Annotated in this window: 16 protein-coding genes; 9 read left to right on the forward strand and 7 right to left on the reverse strand. The window is 45.1% G+C overall.

What is annotated here, in order from left to right:
* Positions 1 to 187: 187 nt before the first annotated feature.
* Both prfB and GWR56_RS02895 read right to left on the reverse strand, forming a co-directional pair.
* A protein-coding gene (gene prfB / locus GWR56_RS02890; RefSeq protein WP_162429666.1) for a peptide chain release factor 2 occupies positions 188 to 1,280 on the reverse strand; the annotation gives its coding sequence in 2 pieces (ribosomal slippage) (positions 188 to 1,219 and positions 1,221 to 1,280; 1,092 coding nt in all).
* Between the two features lie 155 nt (positions 1,281 to 1,435).
* Positions 1,436 to 1,873 (reverse strand): hypothetical protein, encoded by a 438-nt coding sequence (locus GWR56_RS02895; protein WP_162429667.1) that lies wholly within the window; start codon positions 1,871 to 1,873, stop codon positions 1,436 to 1,438.
* Between the two features lie 252 nt (positions 1,874 to 2,125).
* On the opposite strand from GWR56_RS02895, the gene pgi reads away from it, so the two are divergent.
* Together pgi and GWR56_RS02905 are read left to right on the forward strand one after the other, a co-directional pair.
* Entirely contained in the window at positions 2,126 to 3,772 is a 1,647-nt protein-coding gene (pgi, locus tag GWR56_RS02900; RefSeq protein WP_162429668.1) for a glucose-6-phosphate isomerase, read from the forward strand.
* 42 nt (positions 3,773 to 3,814) lie between these two features.
* Positions 3,815 to 4,603 (forward strand): hypothetical protein, encoded by a 789-nt coding sequence (locus GWR56_RS02905; RefSeq protein WP_162429669.1) that lies wholly within the window; start codon positions 3,815 to 3,817, stop codon positions 4,601 to 4,603.
* A 65-nt stretch (positions 4,604 to 4,668) separates the two neighbouring features.
* Here the strand turns inward: GWR56_RS02905 and GWR56_RS02910 are convergent, their stop codons facing one another.
* Positions 4,669 to 6,216, reverse strand: a complete 1,548-nt coding sequence (locus tag GWR56_RS02910; protein ID WP_162429670.1) for a glycoside hydrolase family 10 protein — start codon at positions 6,214 to 6,216, stop codon at positions 4,669 to 4,671.
* A gap of 257 nt (positions 6,217 to 6,473) precedes the next feature.
* Here GWR56_RS02910 and GWR56_RS02915 point away from each other — a divergent pair, with 257 nt between their 5' ends.
* From GWR56_RS02915 to GWR56_RS02930, 4 genes are all read left to right on the forward strand, one after another.
* On the forward strand, positions 6,474 to 7,400 hold the full coding sequence (locus GWR56_RS02915) for a hypothetical protein (protein WP_162429671.1): 927 nt from the start codon (positions 6,474 to 6,476) through the stop codon (positions 7,398 to 7,400).
* A 168-nt stretch (positions 7,401 to 7,568) separates the two neighbouring features.
* A complete protein-coding gene (gene dnaG / locus GWR56_RS02920) occupies positions 7,569 to 9,497 on the forward strand; it encodes a DNA primase (RefSeq protein WP_162429672.1) in 1,929 nt (642 codons plus the stop codon).
* Complete coding sequence (locus GWR56_RS02925; RefSeq protein WP_162429673.1) at positions 9,497 to 9,865, forward strand: YraN family protein; 369 nt, start codon at positions 9,497 to 9,499, stop codon at positions 9,863 to 9,865. The genes dnaG and GWR56_RS02925 overlap by 1 nt, the downstream gene beginning before the upstream one ends.
* Before the next feature lie 3 nt (positions 9,866 to 9,868).
* A complete protein-coding gene (locus GWR56_RS02930) occupies positions 9,869 to 10,921 on the forward strand; it encodes a glutaminyl-peptide cyclotransferase (protein ID WP_162429674.1) in 1,053 nt (350 codons plus the stop codon).
* A gap of 167 nt (positions 10,922 to 11,088) precedes the next feature.
* Here GWR56_RS02930 and GWR56_RS02935 read toward each other — a convergent pair whose 3' ends face one another.
* Positions 11,089 to 12,057: a GlxA family transcriptional regulator gene (locus tag GWR56_RS02935; RefSeq protein ID WP_162429675.1), complete on the reverse strand. Its 969-nt coding sequence runs from the start codon at positions 12,055 to 12,057 to the stop codon at positions 11,089 to 11,091.
* Between the two features lie 135 nt (positions 12,058 to 12,192).
* Here GWR56_RS02935 and GWR56_RS02940 point away from each other — a divergent pair, with 135 nt between their 5' ends.
* From GWR56_RS02940 to GWR56_RS02950, 3 genes are read left to right on the forward strand one after another with little or no spacing between them, the layout of a single operon-like run.
* A complete protein-coding gene (locus GWR56_RS02940; RefSeq protein ID WP_162429676.1) occupies positions 12,193 to 12,753 on the forward strand; it encodes a dihydrofolate reductase family protein in 561 nt (186 codons plus the stop codon).
* Between the two features lie 5 nt (positions 12,754 to 12,758).
* Positions 12,759 to 13,334, forward strand: coding sequence for a dihydrofolate reductase family protein (locus tag GWR56_RS02945; RefSeq protein WP_162429677.1), 576 nt, complete (start codon positions 12,759 to 12,761; stop codon positions 13,332 to 13,334).
* Positions 13,335 to 13,383: 49 nt separating this feature from the next.
* Complete coding sequence (locus tag GWR56_RS02950) at positions 13,384 to 14,364, forward strand: alpha/beta fold hydrolase (RefSeq protein WP_162429678.1); 981 nt, start codon at positions 13,384 to 13,386, stop codon at positions 14,362 to 14,364.
* Positions 14,365 to 14,486: 122 nt separating this feature from the next.
* On the opposite strand, the gene GWR56_RS02955 is transcribed toward GWR56_RS02950, so the two are convergent.
* The 3 genes from GWR56_RS02955 to groL all read right to left on the reverse strand — a co-directional run bounded on the left by GWR56_RS02955 (position 14,487) and on the right by groL (position 18,526).
* Positions 14,487 to 15,470, reverse strand: coding sequence for a pyruvate dehydrogenase complex E1 component subunit beta (locus tag GWR56_RS02955; protein WP_162429679.1), 984 nt, complete (start codon positions 15,468 to 15,470; stop codon positions 14,487 to 14,489).
* Positions 15,471 to 15,771: 301 nt separating this feature from the next.
* Positions 15,772 to 16,557 carry a mechanosensitive ion channel family protein gene (locus GWR56_RS02960; protein WP_162429680.1) on the reverse strand — a complete coding sequence of 262 codons (786 nt, stop codon included), beginning with the start codon at positions 16,555 to 16,557 and terminating at the stop codon, positions 15,772 to 15,774.
* A 334-nt stretch (positions 16,558 to 16,891) separates the two neighbouring features.
* Complete coding sequence (gene groL / locus GWR56_RS02965) at positions 16,892 to 18,526, reverse strand: chaperonin GroEL (protein ID WP_162429681.1); 1,635 nt, start codon at positions 18,524 to 18,526, stop codon at positions 16,892 to 16,894.
* Positions 18,527 to 18,621 lie beyond the last annotated feature (95 nt).

The raw sequence follows: 18,621 nt of genomic DNA on the forward strand, positions 1-18,621 counted from the left end.
GTAAAGGTAGAATATTCTTACCTTACAAACAATACGTAAAACTACGCGATTTTAAGATCTCAGCTATTAAACCGGCGGCAATTGCTTAACTAAAACGATAGTATTGAATAAAGTTATCCCGTACCATGCCCCATCGCTCATCCTTCGACACGCTCAGGATGCCCCCAACTCTCACAAATTTCAACCTTTAACTTTTCGGCCCGCCAAATTCCATCAGGTAGGCTTTCAAAAACTCGTTCAGGTCCCCATCAAGTACTGCTGCGGCGTTCGAGGTTTCATGATCGGTACGCAGGTCTTTCACCAACTTATATGGGTGTAAAACATAGTTACGTATCTGCGACCCCCATTCAATTTTCTTCTTATTGCCTTCAATAGCATTGGTGGTTTCCTGGCGTTTGCGCATTTCAATTTCATACAATTGCGATTTAAGCAGCCGCATGGCGTTCTCCTTATTCTGCAGCTGCGAGCGCGATTCCTGGTTTTTGATAATGATGCCTGATGGTTTGTGGTATAAACGTACGGCGGTTTCAACCTTATTTACGTTTTGGCCGCCTGCACCACCCGAACGGAAGGTTTCGAACTCAACATCGGCGGGGTTTACTTCAATCTCGATGGTATCATCAACCAGCGGGTAAACATACACCGATGCAAATGATGTGTGGCGCTTGGCATTGGCATCAAATGGCGATACCCGCACCAACCGGTGAACGCCGTTCTCGCCTTTTAGATATCCATAGGCAAAATCGCCCTCCAGTTGCAGGGTTACGGTTTTTACACCGGCCACATCGCCGGGCTGGTAATCCTGCTCGGTAACTTTATAGCCATTTTTCTCGCCCCACATAATGTACATGCGCATCAGCATACCGGCCCAGTCGCAGCTTTCGGTGCCGCCGGCGCCGGCAGTTATTTGCAAAACGGCGTTAAACTGGTCTTCCTCGGCGCTCAGCATGTTTTTAAATTCAAGCTCTTCAACCGCGGTTAACGCCAGGTTGTACTGTTCGTTCATTTCGGCCTCGGTAGCATCACCGCTCTGAAAAAATTCGAACAATACGTTTGTATCATCAACTACCGATACTACCTTCTGGAAAGCATCGGTCCATATTTTTTTTGTTTTGATGGATGCCAGAACCTTCTCGGCATCTTTAGGATTATCCCAAAAGTTTGGGCCTAAGGTTATATCCTGTTCCTTTTGCATGGCATCGAGTTTGGTATCGATGTCAAAGATGCCTCCTCAGGGAAGTTGTTCTATCCCTTAAATCCTGCATGTTCTCTTTTGTCATGTCGCAAAGATATAAATTGGGCTGTAAAAGTTGTAGTAGTTAAAATGTTGTAAGGGTTGCAAACGTTATAAAGGCCCAAAAACAAAAAGGTTGTAAGTTTTTAACGCTTACAACCTTTTTAACTTTTATAACTTCTTTTAACCTTTACAACCAAACTACGCTATCCGCAATTGGCTAAGCAACAGGCCCATATCGCCCACGCCGCCGCTTAATTTCGAAAGCATGGCGCCAAGCGCAAATTCTTTATTCTGTTCGCTTTTTGATTGTTTGATCAACTCCTGCATTACCGGCGGTATCAGCTCATCGGCAATTTGCAGCGCCTGGGGCGTATCAATATTGTAGTAGTTGTTCAGCTTATTGGCAAATTTGTTTACAGCGCTGTTGATAAGCGGGTTATCATACAACCCCGAAAACTGAAAATATTTAACCAGGTCCTTTAACCTGCCGCTTTCCATCTGGTTTTTTAACACCTCGATGATCGAGCTCGAAGCTTCGTTTATTACGGCTTCGCGGTATTGTTCAGGAACTACCGGGTTGTTAATAACAGCCGTACCGGCGTTATTTTTTACAAGCAAAAAAAGTTTTTCGAACATGGTATGATGCGGTTAAAAAGCCAATTAATAAAATGATGAAAAATACTATACTTATTTACCAACACCACAAATATATGAATTGTTTATTTTCATTTTCAAAAAATTATTTAATATCTGTTATTGATATGACAATTTTAAGGTGTAAAACAAACACTATGTGTGATGTGTTAAAATAACACTTAACTGTCCTTTTTTTACTTTTAATTCAGGGCTCAGTTTTAACTTGCTATTTTTACAAAAAATGTTACAACTATGCTGCCAAATATCGATTTCACCACCACCCAGGCCTATAAATATCTAACTGACCATTATATAGATATCGTTTCAAAAAGCTTGAAGGAATTATTTGAAGCTGACAATCAGCGATTTGAAAAATTCTCCCTGCAGTTTGATGATCTTTTACTGGATTACTCCAAGAACCGTATTGACGATGAGACCGTTGCTTTATTGATACAGCTGGCCCGCGAGTGTGGTGTAAATAAGGCAGTTGAGGCCATGTACCTCGGCGAAAAGATCAACGTTACCGAGGGCCGCCCGGTACTGCACATAGCCCTGCGTAACCGCAGCAATACCCCAATATATGTTGAGGGTAAGGATGTAATGCCCGATGTGAACCGGGTATTAAATCAAATGAAGGATTTTAGCGAAGCGATAATCAGCGGTGAGTGGAAAGGCTACACTGGTAAGGCCATCACCGATGTGGTGAACATTGGCATTGGCGGCTCCGACCTTGGCTCGGTAATGGTTACCGAAGCCTTAAAGGCCTACAAAAATCATTTGAACCTGCATTTTGTGTCCAACGTGGATGCTACCCATATAGTAGAGACGCTAAAAACAGTCGACCCGGAAACCACGCTTTTCCTGGTGGCATCAAAAACCTTTACCACACAGGAAACTATGGGCAACGCCCACAGCGCCCGCGACTGGTTCATCAAAAATGGCGGCAAGGACGAGGATGTGGCCAAACACTTCGTGGCGCTTTCTACCAATACCGAAGGCGTTGAAAAATTTGGCATCGATACTAAAAACATGTTCGAGTTTTGGGATTGGGTTGGGGGGCGCTACTCTTTATGGAGCGCCATCGGCCTTTCTATTTCGCTTAGCATTGGTTTTGAAAATTTTGTTGAGCTGCTTGATGGCGCGCATGCTATGGACAACCATTTTAAAGATGCGCCACTTGAGCAAAACCTGCCGGTTATGTTGGCCTTAATAGGCATATGGCACAATAACTTTTTTGAAGCCGAAACACAGGCTATACTGCCATACGACCAGTACATGCACCGCTTTGCGGCTTATTTTCAGCAGGGCGATATGGAAAGCAACGGCAAGCATGTAGACCGTAACGGCAAACATGTAGATTACCAAACCGGCCCGGTTATTTGGGGCGAGCCCGGCACCAACGGCCAGCACGCGTTTTACCAGCTGATACACCAGGGCACAAAATTGATCCCCTGCGATTTCATTGCGCCCGCACAATCGCATAACCCATTGGGCGAGCACCACAATATGCTGCTGTCAAACTTCTTTGCGCAAACCGAAGCTTTAATGAACGGCAAAACAGAGGAAGAGGTAATTGCCGAATTAAAAAAAGCCGGTAAAACCGATGAGGAGATCGAAAAAATTGCACCGTTCAAAGTATTTGAAGGCAACCGGCCTACAAACTCCATACTGGTTAAAAAAATAACTCCGCGCACTTTAGGCAGCCTGATAGCCATGTACGAGCATAAGATATTTGTGCAAGGCATTATCTGGAATATTTACAGTTTTGACCAATGGGGTGTTGAACTGGGCAAGCAGCTCGCCGGTAAAATATTACCCGAATTAAAAGATGAGGCCGAAGTAACCAGTCATGATTCGTCAACCAACGGGTTGATCAATCAGTATAAAGCCTGGAGGTGATAAAAGATCCATATCCATTTACGCGCTGTAAAACCAAGTTATATGAGTGTGCTTAACATACTTAACGGCGACGCCACCCTGCATGGGTTTGAACGGACCGGCATTGAAGGCGATGTAATGGTTTGGCGTGAAGTTTTATCTGAAGGCCCGCTCTCAGAAAACATCGCGTCGGCGGATTTCTGGAGGGACCGTTCGGCGTTTATTTGCGGAACGTTTGACGAAACGCCCCAACGCTATCATGATGAGATGGTGGCGCACCTGGAAAAACTAAGCCAGCCCTATGATGAAGTTAATCTCTGGTTTGAGTTCGACCTGCATTGCCAGGTGAACCTGCTTGGCGCCTTAATGCTGCTATCGCAGCAAACCAACCTATCCGCGCCGGCCATATACCTGATATGCCCCGCAGATTATCCGGGCCTGCCCGATTTTAGGGGCATGGGCGAATTAAACGGCGAACAGCTTGAATACCTTTACGATAACATCCGCGTGCAATTAGGCGAATATGATATTGAACTGGCTACCGAAGCCTGGCAACTGTATGTTGCCGGCAATGCGGATAAACTGAATACCTGGATTGATACCACCCAGTTTTGGGGCAATATGCCATGCCTTAAACCAGCTATGCAGGCGCACTTAAAACGCTTGCAAACCAATGCTGCAGGGTTAAATTATATTCATCAAAAGCTGCTGGACATTTATAATAATGGCAAGCACAGCAAACCCGACATTTACAAAGCCTTTTGGCAAACCGAAAAGATATATGGCATGGGCGACAGCGAGCTGGATATTTATCTCAACGAGCTAATCGCCCGCCGGCTTATCAACCTGTAAACCGGCCAATCGGGTAAAAACATCGATATTCAATAATCGAGATTCTACATCCGATATTCATTCCGCTAAGGCGCTGTCACCATCATCGTTGGCGACCGGTCGCTCTCGTTCTTCAACCGGTCTAATGCCGTTATCACATAATAGTACGTTTGGCCTGGCTTAACATTGCTGTCCATGTATAGGGTTTCGCTATCGTATTGTATATGCAGTATGTTCTTGGGGTCGGCCATATCAAACTTTTCGTTTTGCTGAAAACGGTATATCACATAGCCATAAACCGCCTCGCTGTCCTTGGCCAATACCGGTGCCTGCCATTTCAGCATAATGCCTTTATTTTCTGCCTTCGCTATAAAGTTTTGCGGGGCATTGGGCGCTATCGAATCCAGCCAAAGCATAGGCGGGGGCAATGCCGGGTATTTGTAAAAATCCTCCTTCAGGCTATCAACCAAATGGTTGGCATTGGCCATTAACGTTTGCGACCTGAAAAAAACGCTGCCCTGCACACGCGGGTTCTCCCGTATCAAACGTATCTGATTAGGTATCTCTGACGGGTTTTTAAAAGCCGGGCTTCGCTGCTCATAAAAACGGTAAGGGCCCTGGCCAATGTACAGGTGCCTGTTATAAGTATTATTGCTCCACCAGTTTAATAGCGTATCAAATGATGCCACCCGGTTAGCAATATGCCAGTATATCTGCGGGTTAATGTAATCTATCCAGCCTTGCTGTACCCATTTGCGTGTATCCGCATAGTTTTCGATGTATGACGAGCCGCCGTTGGTGGCCGAACCATCGGGATGCTGGCTCTTGTTCGCCCAGATCCCAAAAGGGCTTATGCCAAATTTCATGCGCGGTTTGTACTTATGTATACTATCTGCAAGCATATGCACCAGTTTATCAACATTATCGCGCCGCCAGTCTTTTATATTATCAAAGCCTTCGCCATATTGGGCAAAGGTTTCGGCGTCGCCTATAACCTGGCCCCTTACAGGATAAGGGTAAAAATAATCGTCCATGTGTATGCCGTCCACATCATAGTTTTTTACCACATCCAATATCACCTGCACAATATATTCGCGCACCTCGGGTATACCGGGGTTAAATAGTTTTATCCCATCGTAAATAAAGAACCATTCGGGTTTGGCGCGTGTGATGTGGTTTTGCGCAAGCGCCCAAAACTTGTTATCAAAAGTTGCGCGGTAAGGATTAAACCAGGCGTGCAGCTCCATGCCCCGTTTATGGGCTTCGGTGGTGGCAAACTCCAGCGGGTCGTACCCCGGTTCCTGCCCTTGCCTGCCTGTGAGGTATTTTGACCATGGCTCGCGGCTTTTTGCGTAAAAGGCATCGGCGGCAGGCCTTACCTGGAACATGATGGCATTTATACCTGCCTGCTGGTGAAAATTTAACTGGTTAAGCAGGTCCTTTTCCTGCGCTTCGGCGGTGGCCTTTGCATTCGTCGGCCAGTCAAGGTTTACTACAGTGGCTATCCATACGCCTCTAAATTCGCGTTTGGGTTCGGCCTGAGTAACCTCTTCAGGAGTTACCGTTTGTGCTATTGAGAGGGAATATATAGTTATAAAAAGAAGGGTACAAAGTAAACGTTTATAAAGATACATTAAACGGGTATTTATTTTAAGGTCCAAAGATATAAACTCATAACAAACCAGTTTTAGTATTAGTATAATAATTACGTCTATTTTGTGTTTTAATCATATTGTACTTAATTTAGCCCGCGTTGCTTAAGTACTAAAAGGGCTTCAAACTTTCGTATTGTCAGTTTTTTGCTTATTTTTATGTAGATTATATAAAAAAAGAATGATAATGCTTAGCGGGTAACAGCCTGCCGGTTTATCAAAAACTTTAATTAATTGCTATGGAATACCAGCCAGTAGAAAACCAACCGGAACAAGCCCCCAAAAAAAATTCGAACGTAATTTATTTTTTGATAGCCGTTGTGGTTGCTTTATTGGGTACCGATGTTTACCTGTATACGCAGAAAAAGAACTCGGATACAAAAATTGTATATCAAAACGACGAAAAAACAAGGCTGCAAACCGAACTGGATAGCCTGGAAGCGCAAATAGAGCAGGTTAACGCGGGCAGGGCAAAAATGTCGGCCGAAATGCAGGCCAAAAACGATTCGTTAAGGGTGAAGATTCGCGTGCTACGAAGCGAACTGGCAAAGGGCAAGCTAACCGCCGCCGAACTTAGCAAAGCCCAAGAAGATATTAAGCAGCTAAGGTATTTTGTAACCAAATACACTGCCGACATAGAGGAGCTTAAAAAACAGAACACCACCCTGGCTACCGAGCGCGATACCTTAAAAAACAACCTGGCAGCCGTTAGCCAAAAAGCTACCGACCTTGAGCAAAAGAACCAGGAGCTTGATACCAAGGTTAAAGTTGCATCGGCCATTAAGGTGGCAACTGCGGATGTGGTGGCCTATAAAGTAAAAAACAGCGGCAAGGAAAGCGATGTTACAAAAGCCAAACAAGCGCAAAAAATAAAGATCAATTTTACAATAGCGACCAACGCGGTGGCCGAAAAAGGCCTGCATGATGTTTATGTGCGGATAATTGACCCAACCGGCAACCTGATCACTCAAAACGACTCGGGTATGTTTAACGCAGATAACCAGGACCTGCAATATACCTACAGAACATCTATTGATTTCAGGGATGACGGCAGCGCTTACACTATCGACTGGATAAACCCAGCGCCGTTTCAAAAGGGCACTTATACCGTACTGCTTTATGCAGATGGTTATACTATGGGCAAAACCAGCATAACGCTTAAATAACCCCCCGGCACCCGAAGAGAGAGCATAATATTTAAGCCCCGGTTGTTAGGCAACCGGGGCTTTTTGTTGGTACAGGGAGGCTTACCATTTGATTTTTTTCTATATTTAAAACAACGATTTAGAGAGTTAAGATTACTTTTGTACCCGCTCAATTGCGAAGCAATATCCATGATCACCAAACCCACCATCGACCGCATAATGGAAGCCACAGATATTGTGGAGGTGATAGGTGAATTTGTGGCTTTAAAAAAGCGCGGGGCCAATTACGTAGGCCTTTCGCCCTTCGCCAACGAGCGCACGCCATCTTTCACGGTATCGCCGGCAAAGGGCATTTTTAAAGATTTTTCTTCGGGCAAGGGTGGCAGCGCGGTTACATTTTTAATGGAACTGGAAAAGTTCACCTACCCCGAAGCGTTAAAATGGCTGGCCAAAAAATACGGTATACAGGTTGAAGAAACGGTAGATACCACCGAAAACCTGGAAGAGCAAAATCACCGCGAAAGCCTGATGATCGTATCGGGTTATGCGGCGAAATTTTTTCATGAAAGTTTACTGGAAACCGAGGAGGGCCAAAACATTGGCCTGAGTTATTTTAAGGAACGCGGTTTTAACGCCGATACCATTAAAAAGTTCGAGCTGGGCTACTCGCCCGACCAATGGGAAGCCTTTACCGGCGAGGCCGTTAAGCAGGGCTACCAGGAACAATATCTTGTAGAAAGCGGCCTTTCGGTTAAGCGGGATAATGGTTCGCTGTACGATCGTTACCGCGGGCGGGTGATGTTCCCCATCCATAGCTTTACCGGCAGGGTGATAGCCTTTGGCGGGCGTACGCTGAAAAGCGATAAGAATGTACCCAAATACGTTAATTCGCCCGAGTCGGAGATCTACCATAAATCAAACGTTTTATACGGCCTGTACTTTGCCAAGCGGGCCATCCGCGAGGAAGATAACTGCTACCTGGTTGAAGGTTACGCCGACGTAATATCGGTACACCAGGCTGGTGTAGAAAATGTGGTGGCATCGTCAGGTACCTCGTTAACCGTCGAGCAGATCCGGCTTATAGGCCGCCTCACCAAAAACATCACTATATTATACGATGGCGACGCGGCGGGTATAAAGGCCTCACTTCGTGGGCTGGATATGATATTGGAGGAAGGGCTGAACGTAAAAGTGGTGCTATTCCCAGATGGGCACGACCCGGATTCGTACGTGCAAAAGTTTGGTACAAACGCTTTCAAAACGCATATCGACAGGAATAAAAAAGACTTTATCCTTTACAAAACCGATATCCTTTTAAAAGAAGCCGGCAACGATCCCATAAAAAAATCAGAGGTAATACGGGAGATCGTAGAAAGTATTGCCAAGATACCCGATTCTATCAAGGCCTCGGTATTTATAAAGGAGTGCAGCCACCAGCTGCAGATAGATGAGCGCGCGCTGCTTTCTGAACTGAATAAAATGCGCCAGGTCAAGGCCAAAAAGGATGGACAACAGCAGCAAAACAAGCGTTCTGAACCCGCGCCCGAAGACCTGCTGTTTTTTGATGAGCCTGAAGAAAAGGTTGCAAAGGAATCTGACGCGCAGGAGAAAGAGATCATTCGGCTGCTGTTGCTGTATGGCAATAAAATGATAGACTGGGATGGCATTGCCAATACCTACATAGGCCCGTTTATGATAGCCGAGCTGAGCGATGTGGAGTTTGAGCAGCCCGTAACCAAACACTTTATGGAAATTTACCGTCAGGAAGTGGAGAACGGTGTACTGCCCGAGGAGCAGCATTTCATTCATCACCCGGATAAGGGGATTGTAGACCTGGTAGTTACCCTGCTGGCAACAAAATATACCTTAAGCGAAAACTGGTACGAAATGCATAAGATAATGGTACCCGATGAGCAGGCTAACATGAAAGCCACCATCCTGGGCGCTATATTTCACCTTAAAAAGCAAAAGGTGGGCAAGATACTGGAGAACCTTCGCAAAGAGCTGCAGACGGCCGCAGGCGAAGCCGACCAGGAGATACTGCTAAACCAATATATGCACATGAAAAAGGTGGAAAAAACCATATCCGATTACTTAGGCTCGGTGATCATAAAATAATGGCTACCCACAATGATCTTGGCCAAAAAGGTGAAGCCATAGCAAAAGCGTACCTGGAAGCAACCGGGTACGAGATAATGGACGAGAACTGGGTTTTCGGTAAAGCCGAGATAGACCTTATAGCATACAAGGCGGGGATTATTATATTTACCGAGGTAAAAACCCGCACCGGCAACGGCTTTGGCCAGCCCGAGGATTTTGTGGACGCCCGCAAGCAACGTTTGCTGGTTGAGGCTGCCGATGAGTACATTTACTTGATGAACCACCAGGGCGAAGTGAGGTTTGATATAATATCTATCCTTTTCGACCGTAATAGTAACTACACATTAAAACATATTGAAGATGCCTTTTGGCCTTCTGCCATTTAACAGATGAACAAACGAATAGCCCTTTTTGCGATCATAGCCCTTTTTGCATACAGCTGTAAAGACAACGATAAAGCCGAAGAATTTACCATAAGCCCTGATGCCGGCAGTAACTACAAATGGGGCGATAACATTGCCCTTAAGGTTGGTTATCCGGCTGGTACTAAGGTCGATTCGGTAGTATACCTGGTAGATTCGGCGCGGGTTGGCGCGGCAAAAGATTCGTCGGCCGTTAGTTTAAAAACCGGCGACCTTAAACTGGGCGCGCGGATCATCACCGCTAAAGTGTACCAGGGAGGGAAAGCCCAGGACGTAACCACCAACATAAACCTGCTGCCGGCCAAAGCACCCGAAGAATTAAGCTTTAAGGTAGAGAAGGTGTTCCCGCACGATACTTCATCGTACACCGAGGGCCTTGAATTTCATGACGGCATACTGTACGAGAGCGATGGCGGCCGTTTAACCGAAGAAACCGGCCAGTCGAGCCTGCGTACTGCCAACTTAACCACCGGCAAGGTGATAAAAATGGTACCTGTTGATCCCAAGATATTCGCCGAGGGCATTACCGTAGTGGGCAACAAAATAATACAGCTTACCTGGACCGAGAAGATTGGTTACGTGTACGATAAAGCCACCCTAAAACTGCTTGATACTTTCACCAATAATGTTGGTATAGAGGGCTGGGGGATGACCTTTGACGGCAGCAAGATCTATATGGACGACAGCTCTAACCGTATCTGGTTCCTGAACAAGGACACTTACCAGCAAATGGGCTATATTGATGTTTACGACGACAAAGGCCCGGTAAACAAGCTGAACGAACTGGAGTATATTGACGGGAAGATCTACGCCAATGTATACGGTACGGATGATATTGTGGTGATAGACCCTAAAACCGGTGCCGTTCTGCAAAAAGCCGACATGACCGATCTTTACCTTACCCGCAACCAATATGCCGATGTGCTAAACGGTATTGCCTACGACAAAGCCACCGGCCGCATTTTTGTAACCGGTAAAAAATGGAATAAGCTGTTCCAGGTAAAGTTTAGCAAAAAGTAACTTACACGTCACCTTCAGTAATAACATTTTGGCTGATAATTATGGTGACGCCATGGTGTCAGTTATCAAATTATTAAATAGCTGATTATCAAATGTTCATGAGTGTTCACGGTGTTCACGTGCGCCGAACGTGAACACTTGTAAGTATAACTGCTTTTTAAAAAGGCTTAAGCGGCATTATACTTATTCCTGTATTCCACAGGCGATAAGCCGGTTATCTTCTTAAAAACCGTGCGGAAGGCTTTGGTATCGGAGTAGCCAACATCGTACATTACTTCGTTGATGTTTTTACGGCTGCTTTCCAGGTGCTTCTTGGCGGCCTCTATTTTTACGCGCTGAATATATTCAAGGGGGCTGTTATTGGTAGCCTTTTTAAACCGGCGCTCAAAGTGTCGTTTGCCTATGGCATATTTCGTAGCCAGGTCCTCTACCGAGATCTTTTCGGTGATGTTGGCCTCTATAAATTCCTGCGCTTTTTTAATAGGCTCGTCCTCATGGGTTTTTTGCCCGTTAAACATAATAAACGGCGACTGACTTTTGCGGTCTATCTCCAGGGCAAACATTTTGGCCGCCATAATAGAGATATCGCGCCCGGCGTATTTTTCTACAAGGTATAAAAGCAGGTTCCAGTATGAAGTCGCCCCGCCGCTGCTGTACAAGCCTTTTTGCTCGGTTACAATGCGATCGTCAACCAGTGTAATGTCCGGGAACATCTCGCGGAACTCGTTGGCAAACCGCCAGTGGGTAGAACACTCCTTGCCACTTAATAACCCTGTCGCGGCCAGCAGGAATGCGCCGACGCAAAGGCTGGCAACCTCCGCCCCTTTATAATGCTGATCGGTTATCCATGGGATAAATTCGGCATTGCGCTGTATGCCGGCAGCCATATCACCGCCAAAGGCCGGCACGATGATCAGGTCGGTTTTCTTAACCTCGCTCAACACCGCATCCGTATGCACCGAAAATAACCCGCCATGCAGGCGTACTTCTTTTTCCAGGCCTACCAATTGCACATTAAAGGCCGGAGGTTTACCCATCGCGGCCAAAAAATCGTTAGCTCCGGTAAAAATAATACGCGGGTCTACAATGCTTGCCAGCACGGCCTCGTTGGTTATCAGTATGGATACCTGTTTCATGGTAAAGGGTGGCTATCGGTTTATAAGTATAAATGTAGGAAAGAAGAAAGTCGTAAACAACCCTAAATAAGTCCTTTTTGCACCTTACCTCAAATTTGGGGGTACTGTACATTTGTATTGTTAATTACACCACAAATGAGGAAGCTAAAATTACAAATGCAGGTGAGCCTCGACGGCTTTGTAGCCGGCCCAAATAATGAAATGGACTGGCTGACCTGGGACTGGGACGATGACCTTAAAAAGTATGTTCAGCACTTAACCGCGCCGGTGGATACCATTATACTTGGCCGCGCACTGGCTGAAGGCTTTATCCCCGTTTGGAAAGAGCGCGCCGCTGACCCATCTGCTGATGAGTTCACGCATAAAATGGTTGACGCCCCAAAAGTGGTATTCACCAAAACCCTTACCGAAAACCCCTGGGAGAATACCACACTTGCAGCGAGCGAACTGGTAAAAGAAATAAATATGCTAAAAGCCCTGCCGGGGGGCGACATTATTACTTATGGTGGGGCCCGCCTTGCATCGGCATTGGTAGCGGCTAACCTGATAGACGAGTACCACATTTTTGTTAACCCCGCAGCAATTGGTAAAGGCAAAAGCATTTATGGGTTGCTTGATAAAAAACTAAGCCTGAAATTGGTAAAAGCTACCCAATTTGACTGCGGCATTACTGTGCTTTGTTATAACCCGGCATAATATCTATGCGGAAGTTAATTGTGTCAATGAATGTAAGCCTTAATGGCTTTATGGCCGGCCCGCACGGCGAACTGGACTGGCATGCGTCCTACTGGGATGAGGAGATGGCAAGGGTTACCGCCAGCCAATTAGGCGATGCAGACACCTTACTACTCGGGAGGATAACTTACTGTGCAATGGCACCCTATTGGTCGGCATTGCAGGCAAATGCTTTTGGGGCAAGGGTAGATATGGATTATGCCGATCTGATAAACAGGTGTCAAAAAGTTGTGTTCTCTAAAACGCTTAATGCGGTAAGCTGGCAAAACTCCCGGCTCGCCCAAAGGAGTTTGTCAAAAGAAATTAAGGCGCTTAAAGCTGCAGCGGGTAAAAGTATAGTAGTATATGGCAGCGGTAAATTGGTTTGGGCTCTTAACCGATTAAACCTGGTAGACGAGTACCGCATTTGGGTGCATCCGGTATTATTAAGTAAGGGCAGGCCCCTGTTTAAAACCAAAATAAATATCCGCCCTTATAAAACCAGTGTTTTTAATACCGGCGTGGTATTAATTTATTATAAAACAGGCGCAGTTTCGGGATAAAGCTTTTGGGTAAAGTAAAACCATAGCCGGCTATAGCTGTATCTTAAATATGTGCAGAAAAGCTTTAACCGTAATACTCGTCATTATAAACCTATCCATCGTTTCGGCGCAGGATACGTTATCCATTACACTCGAAAATGTAAAGTATCCCTATCCCGTAAAATTCATGCCCATCCATATCGAGAACCAGGATATCCGGATGGCTTATATGGATGTTACGCCGGCTAACCCCAATGGCAAAACAGTGATGCTGTTTCATGGCAAAAATTTTGGCGGTTATTATTGGACAAACGTGATAAAATGGCTAAGCGCAAAAGGGTACCGCGTTGTCGTACCTGACCAGGTTGGGTTTGGCAAATCGTCAAAGCCGTTTATACATTACAGTTTTCATCAGCTGGCAAGGTTCAATAAACAACTGTTGGATACGCTGGGTATAAAACAAATTGTTTTGCTGGGGCACTCGATGGGTGGGATGCTGGCCACGCGGTTTACCCTGATGTACCCTCAACATGTGCAGAAACTATTGCTGGAAGACCCTATCGGGCTGGAAGACTACCGGACCTTTGTGCCTTACAACAGCGCCGCCGATGATTATAAAAAAGAACTGCAAACAAGTTATCAAAGCATTAAGAAATATTATGAGACATCGTATTTTGTAAAATGGAAACCGGAATATGACTACCTGGTTAAAATTGCCGCCAGTGTTAATAAAAGCGCCGATTTCCCGAGGTACGCAATGGTTGCCGCTTTAACGTTCGAGATGATATATGAACAGCCCGTGTGTTACGAATTTGGTTTGATTAAGGTACCAACGGTGCTTTTTATTGGCAAAGAAGATAAAACCATTGTAGGTAAAGCGCTTTTAAGCGATGAAGAAAAAACCAAACACGGCCAATATAGATTGTTAGGCCCCCAAACTGCTAAAAAGATACCAAATTGCAAGTTAATTGAATTCGACAACTGCGGCCACATCCCTCACATTGAAGTACCTGATAAATTCCTGAAGGCATTGGGTGAGAGTATTGACTAAATGACTCTTTGTAAAATCATTGCATGCTTAGTGCCACCCATGGAATTTTTAAGGCGGTATAATAAGCATAAAAAAAGCCCCCTGTATACAGGGGGCCTTATAACATCTACGCGTTACTACTATTATTTTGTAACGTACATTACTTCTTTTACCGCTTTTATCACACGCTCGGGGTTTGGCAGATATTCCTGGATCAAGGTTGGCGCGTACGGTAATGGCACATCACCACCGGTAATACGCAAAACCGGCGCATCTAAATAATCAAACGCGTCCTTCTGCACTTTAAACGCTACTTCGGTAGCGATTGAGCCCAGTGGCCAGCTTTCTTCAACGATCACTAAACGATTTGTTTTTTTAACCGAACCAATAACCGTATCGTAATCAATTGGGCGAACGGTGCGCAGGTCGATAACCTCAGCGTGGATGCCTTCTTTTTCCAGTTCCGCCGCAGCTGCGTTAACCACTTTCATGATCTTGCCGAAACCTACCAAAGTAACATCGCTGCCTTCTTTGGTCACCTTCGCCTTGCCTAATTCAATATAATAGGTCTCTTCAGGTACTTCGCCCTTATCGCCGTACATCAGTTCCGATTCCATAAAAATTACCGGATCGGGGTCAAGTATAGCCGACTTTAAAAGTCCCTTAGCGTCGTAAGGGTTTGACGGCACAACAACTTTTAAGCCGGGGCAGTTTGCATACCAGTTTTCGAAACATTGGCTATGCTGAGAGCTTAACATACCCGCGTTGCCTGTTGGGCCGCGAAATACGATAGGCACCGAGAATTGCCCGCCGCTCATAGACATGATCTTTGCCGCACCGTTAATGATCTGGTCGATAGCTACCAGCGAAAAGTTAAACGTCATAAACTCGATGATGGGGCGTAAGCCGTTCATAGCCGAACCTATGCCTATACCGGCAAAACCCAATTCAGAGATAGGCGTATCAATAACACGTTTTGCACCAAATTCGTCGAGCATACCCTGGCTTACTTTATAAGCGCCGTTATATTCGGCAACTTCTTCGCCCATTAGGTATATATTCTCATCCTTGCGCATTTCTTCCTGCATGGCTTCCCTTAGCGCTTCCCTGAATTGTATTTCTCTCATTATGATAGTTAAATGAAGTTTTTTACGACCGCAAATATAAGCACTAATGTGTAAAATGCAATCGGGTAAGGATACTATAAGTATTTATGTACTATTTGTTACATTTGGTCAACTTAGACCCCACATATAGGGGTTGCTTTAATATAAAACCGCCTTATAACCGCGCTGGTTACTGCTGAATTTGCTGGCACAATCGCCCGCATGATGACTAAAATCCTCCCGTCAAATTATATCACCGAAACGAGACATTCCGACACAAAAAGCTGATATGTGACCTGTCGCCTCGCAAAAGGGCATCTTTTTAGGTGCCGGGCAGTTTAATTTCGGCGGCCCTTAAATTGTTAACGATTTTTTCCTGGAGCGCCATTTTTGTTGCCAGGTAGTGAACAGGATCTACCCATACGCGCACGGTAAAACGCATTCCGTCGGCTTCCAAAGCCAGTACGCCTACTTTGGTAGCGGGCTGCCCCAAAATGTTTGATGTACCCGTTATTGACTTTTCTAATATTTCTTTAACCTGCTCGATATCAACCCCAAAACCAAGTTTAAAATCAATATCTAAGCGGCGCTTACCCTGGCGGCCAATATTTGTAATCACCTCGTTAAATAGCTTACCGTTTGGTATAATCACAGTTTTATTATCAGCAGTTAACAACTCGGTGAAAAATAACTGAATGCCCTGTACCCGGCCATCTTGTCCCTGAGCAATAATGTGGTCATCGATATCGAACGGTTTTAGCAATAATATTAAAACGCCGCCCGCAAAATTTTGCAGCGTACCTGATAAAGCAAGGCCGGCCGCTACACCCAACGCGCCAATCACCGTGCTGATGAATGTTAGCTGGAATCCAATTATATTGAATACCGTGATAATAAGCACCACGTACAGGGCGGTAATAGAAAGGCTTAAAAAGAAAGGCTGCAACGAAGAGTGCACTTCGCGCTTACTCATACGCCGGGTAAGGCGCGATTTGATGAACGCTATAGCCCAAAGCCCGCCAAGAAAGAGTATTATGCCTAAAAGGTATCGTGGCCCGTTTTGTAGAAGCCAAACGTGTAGTCCGTGATAAAAATCTTTAAGTTCCATTGATGAGGGGCAAATTTAAGAATTTTTATTTGCCATAGATGGTTACAAACAGCTCCGGGCCCTTAAACAGCACCCACTCAACTATGTGGCTGTGTATGTGCTTCCGTTTTTTTACTATTTGTTTCATACCAGCATTTATTCAAATGCTGTGCCTAACCCGCGTAATTGTTATTATGTTACAAAAAATTAACACAACACCGCCCATACGCGCAGAAATCGATCGGGCAAAAGTTATAAACGTGCTATTAGTGTATGTTCAGGCTGTATAATACAAAGCCCCCTGTCTGAAAAAACAGACAGGGGGCTTGTAATGTATTTAGCTTTGAGTGGCTGATTACATCATGCCGCCCATGCCGCCGCCACCCATTGGTGGCATACCGCCTTTATCTTCTTCAGGCTCGTCTGCAAGCACACACTCGGTGGTTAACAGCATTGCCGCGATAGAAGCTGCGTTCTCTAATGCTACACGGCCTACTTTTGTAGGATCGATAACACCGGCGCCGATTAGGTTTTCATATTTATCAGTGCGGGCGTTGTAACCAAAGTCGGCCTGGCCTTCTTTAACTTTTTGAACAACGATAGAACCTTCGATACCTGCGTTATCGCATATCTGGCGCAAAGGCTCTTCAATAGCGCGACGGATGATCTGGATACCGGTGTTCTCGTCTTCGTTAACGCCTTTCAAATCAGCCAAAGATGCTACCGCACGGATGAAGGCAACGCCACCACCAGCAACAATACCTTCTTCAACAGCTGCACGGGTTGCGTGTAAAGCATCGTCAACACGGTCTTTCTTTTCTTTCATCTCTACTTCAGATGCAGCGCCGATATATAACACAGCAACACCGCCTGATAATTTGGCTAAACGTTCCTGTAATTTTTCTTTATCATAATCTGATGTGGTAGTTTCAATCTGTGCGCGTATTTCGCTTACACGGGCTTTTATCTGGTCAGCATCGCCAGCGCCGTTAACAATAGTGGTATTGTCTTTATCAACAGATATCTTTTCGGCCTGGCCTAACATAGAAAGGTCTGCGCTTTCCAGTTTATAACCACGCTCTTCAGATATTACGGTACCACCAGTTAATACAGCGATATCCTCTAACATCGCTTTACGACGATCGCCAAAGCCAGGTGCCTTAACTGCCGCAACTTTCAGCGAGCCACGGATCTTGTTAACCACTAAAGTAGCCAATGCTTCGCCGTCAAGGTCTTCAGCAATAATTAAAAGTGGTTTACCGGTTTGTACTTGTTTCTCCAGGATAGGAAGTAATTCCTTCATCGACGAGATCTTTTTGTCGTAGATAAGAATGTATGGGTTTTCTAACTCCACTTCCATTTTATCTGAATTGGTAACAAAATATGGCGACAGGTAACCACGGTCAAACTGCATACCTTCAACCGTTTTAACTTCGGTTTCGGTACCTTTTGCTTCCTCAACAGTAATAACGCCAGAAGTACCAACTTTTTCCATTGCCTCGGCAATTAACGAACCGATCACCTCGTCGTTATTAGCCGAAATTGAGGCAACTTGTTTTATTTTATTGTTGTCTTCGCCAACGGTTTGCGATTGTGTTTTCAGGTTTGCAACAACCGCCGCAACAGCTTTATCAATACCGCGTTTCAAATCCATTGGGTTTGCACCTGCGGCAACGTTTTTAATACCGGCAGTAACAATGGCCTGCGCCAAAACAGTAGCAGTAGTAGTACCGTCACCCGCAATATCAGCAGTTTTTGAAGCAACTTCTTTAACCATCTGTGCGCCCATATTCTCGATAGGGTCTTTCAGTTCAATTTCTTTAGCTACAGTTACACCATCTTTTGTAACAGCTGGTGAACCAAACTTTTTATCGATAATTACGTGACGACCTTTAGGGCCTAATGTAACTTTAACCGCGTTAGCCAGGATATCAACACCACGCTTTAAAGCGTCACGTGCTTCAACATTATATTTAACTTGTTTTGCCATTTTCTTTTTTGTTTGAATGTTTTAAGGTTGTAAAGTTGAAACGTTATAAATAATCAATGTTAGAAGGCAACTTTACAACCTTCCACATTGCAACT

Source organism: Mucilaginibacter sp. 14171R-50 (assembly GCF_010093045.1).
Classification (GTDB): Bacteria; Bacteroidota; Bacteroidia; order Sphingobacteriales; family Sphingobacteriaceae; genus Mucilaginibacter.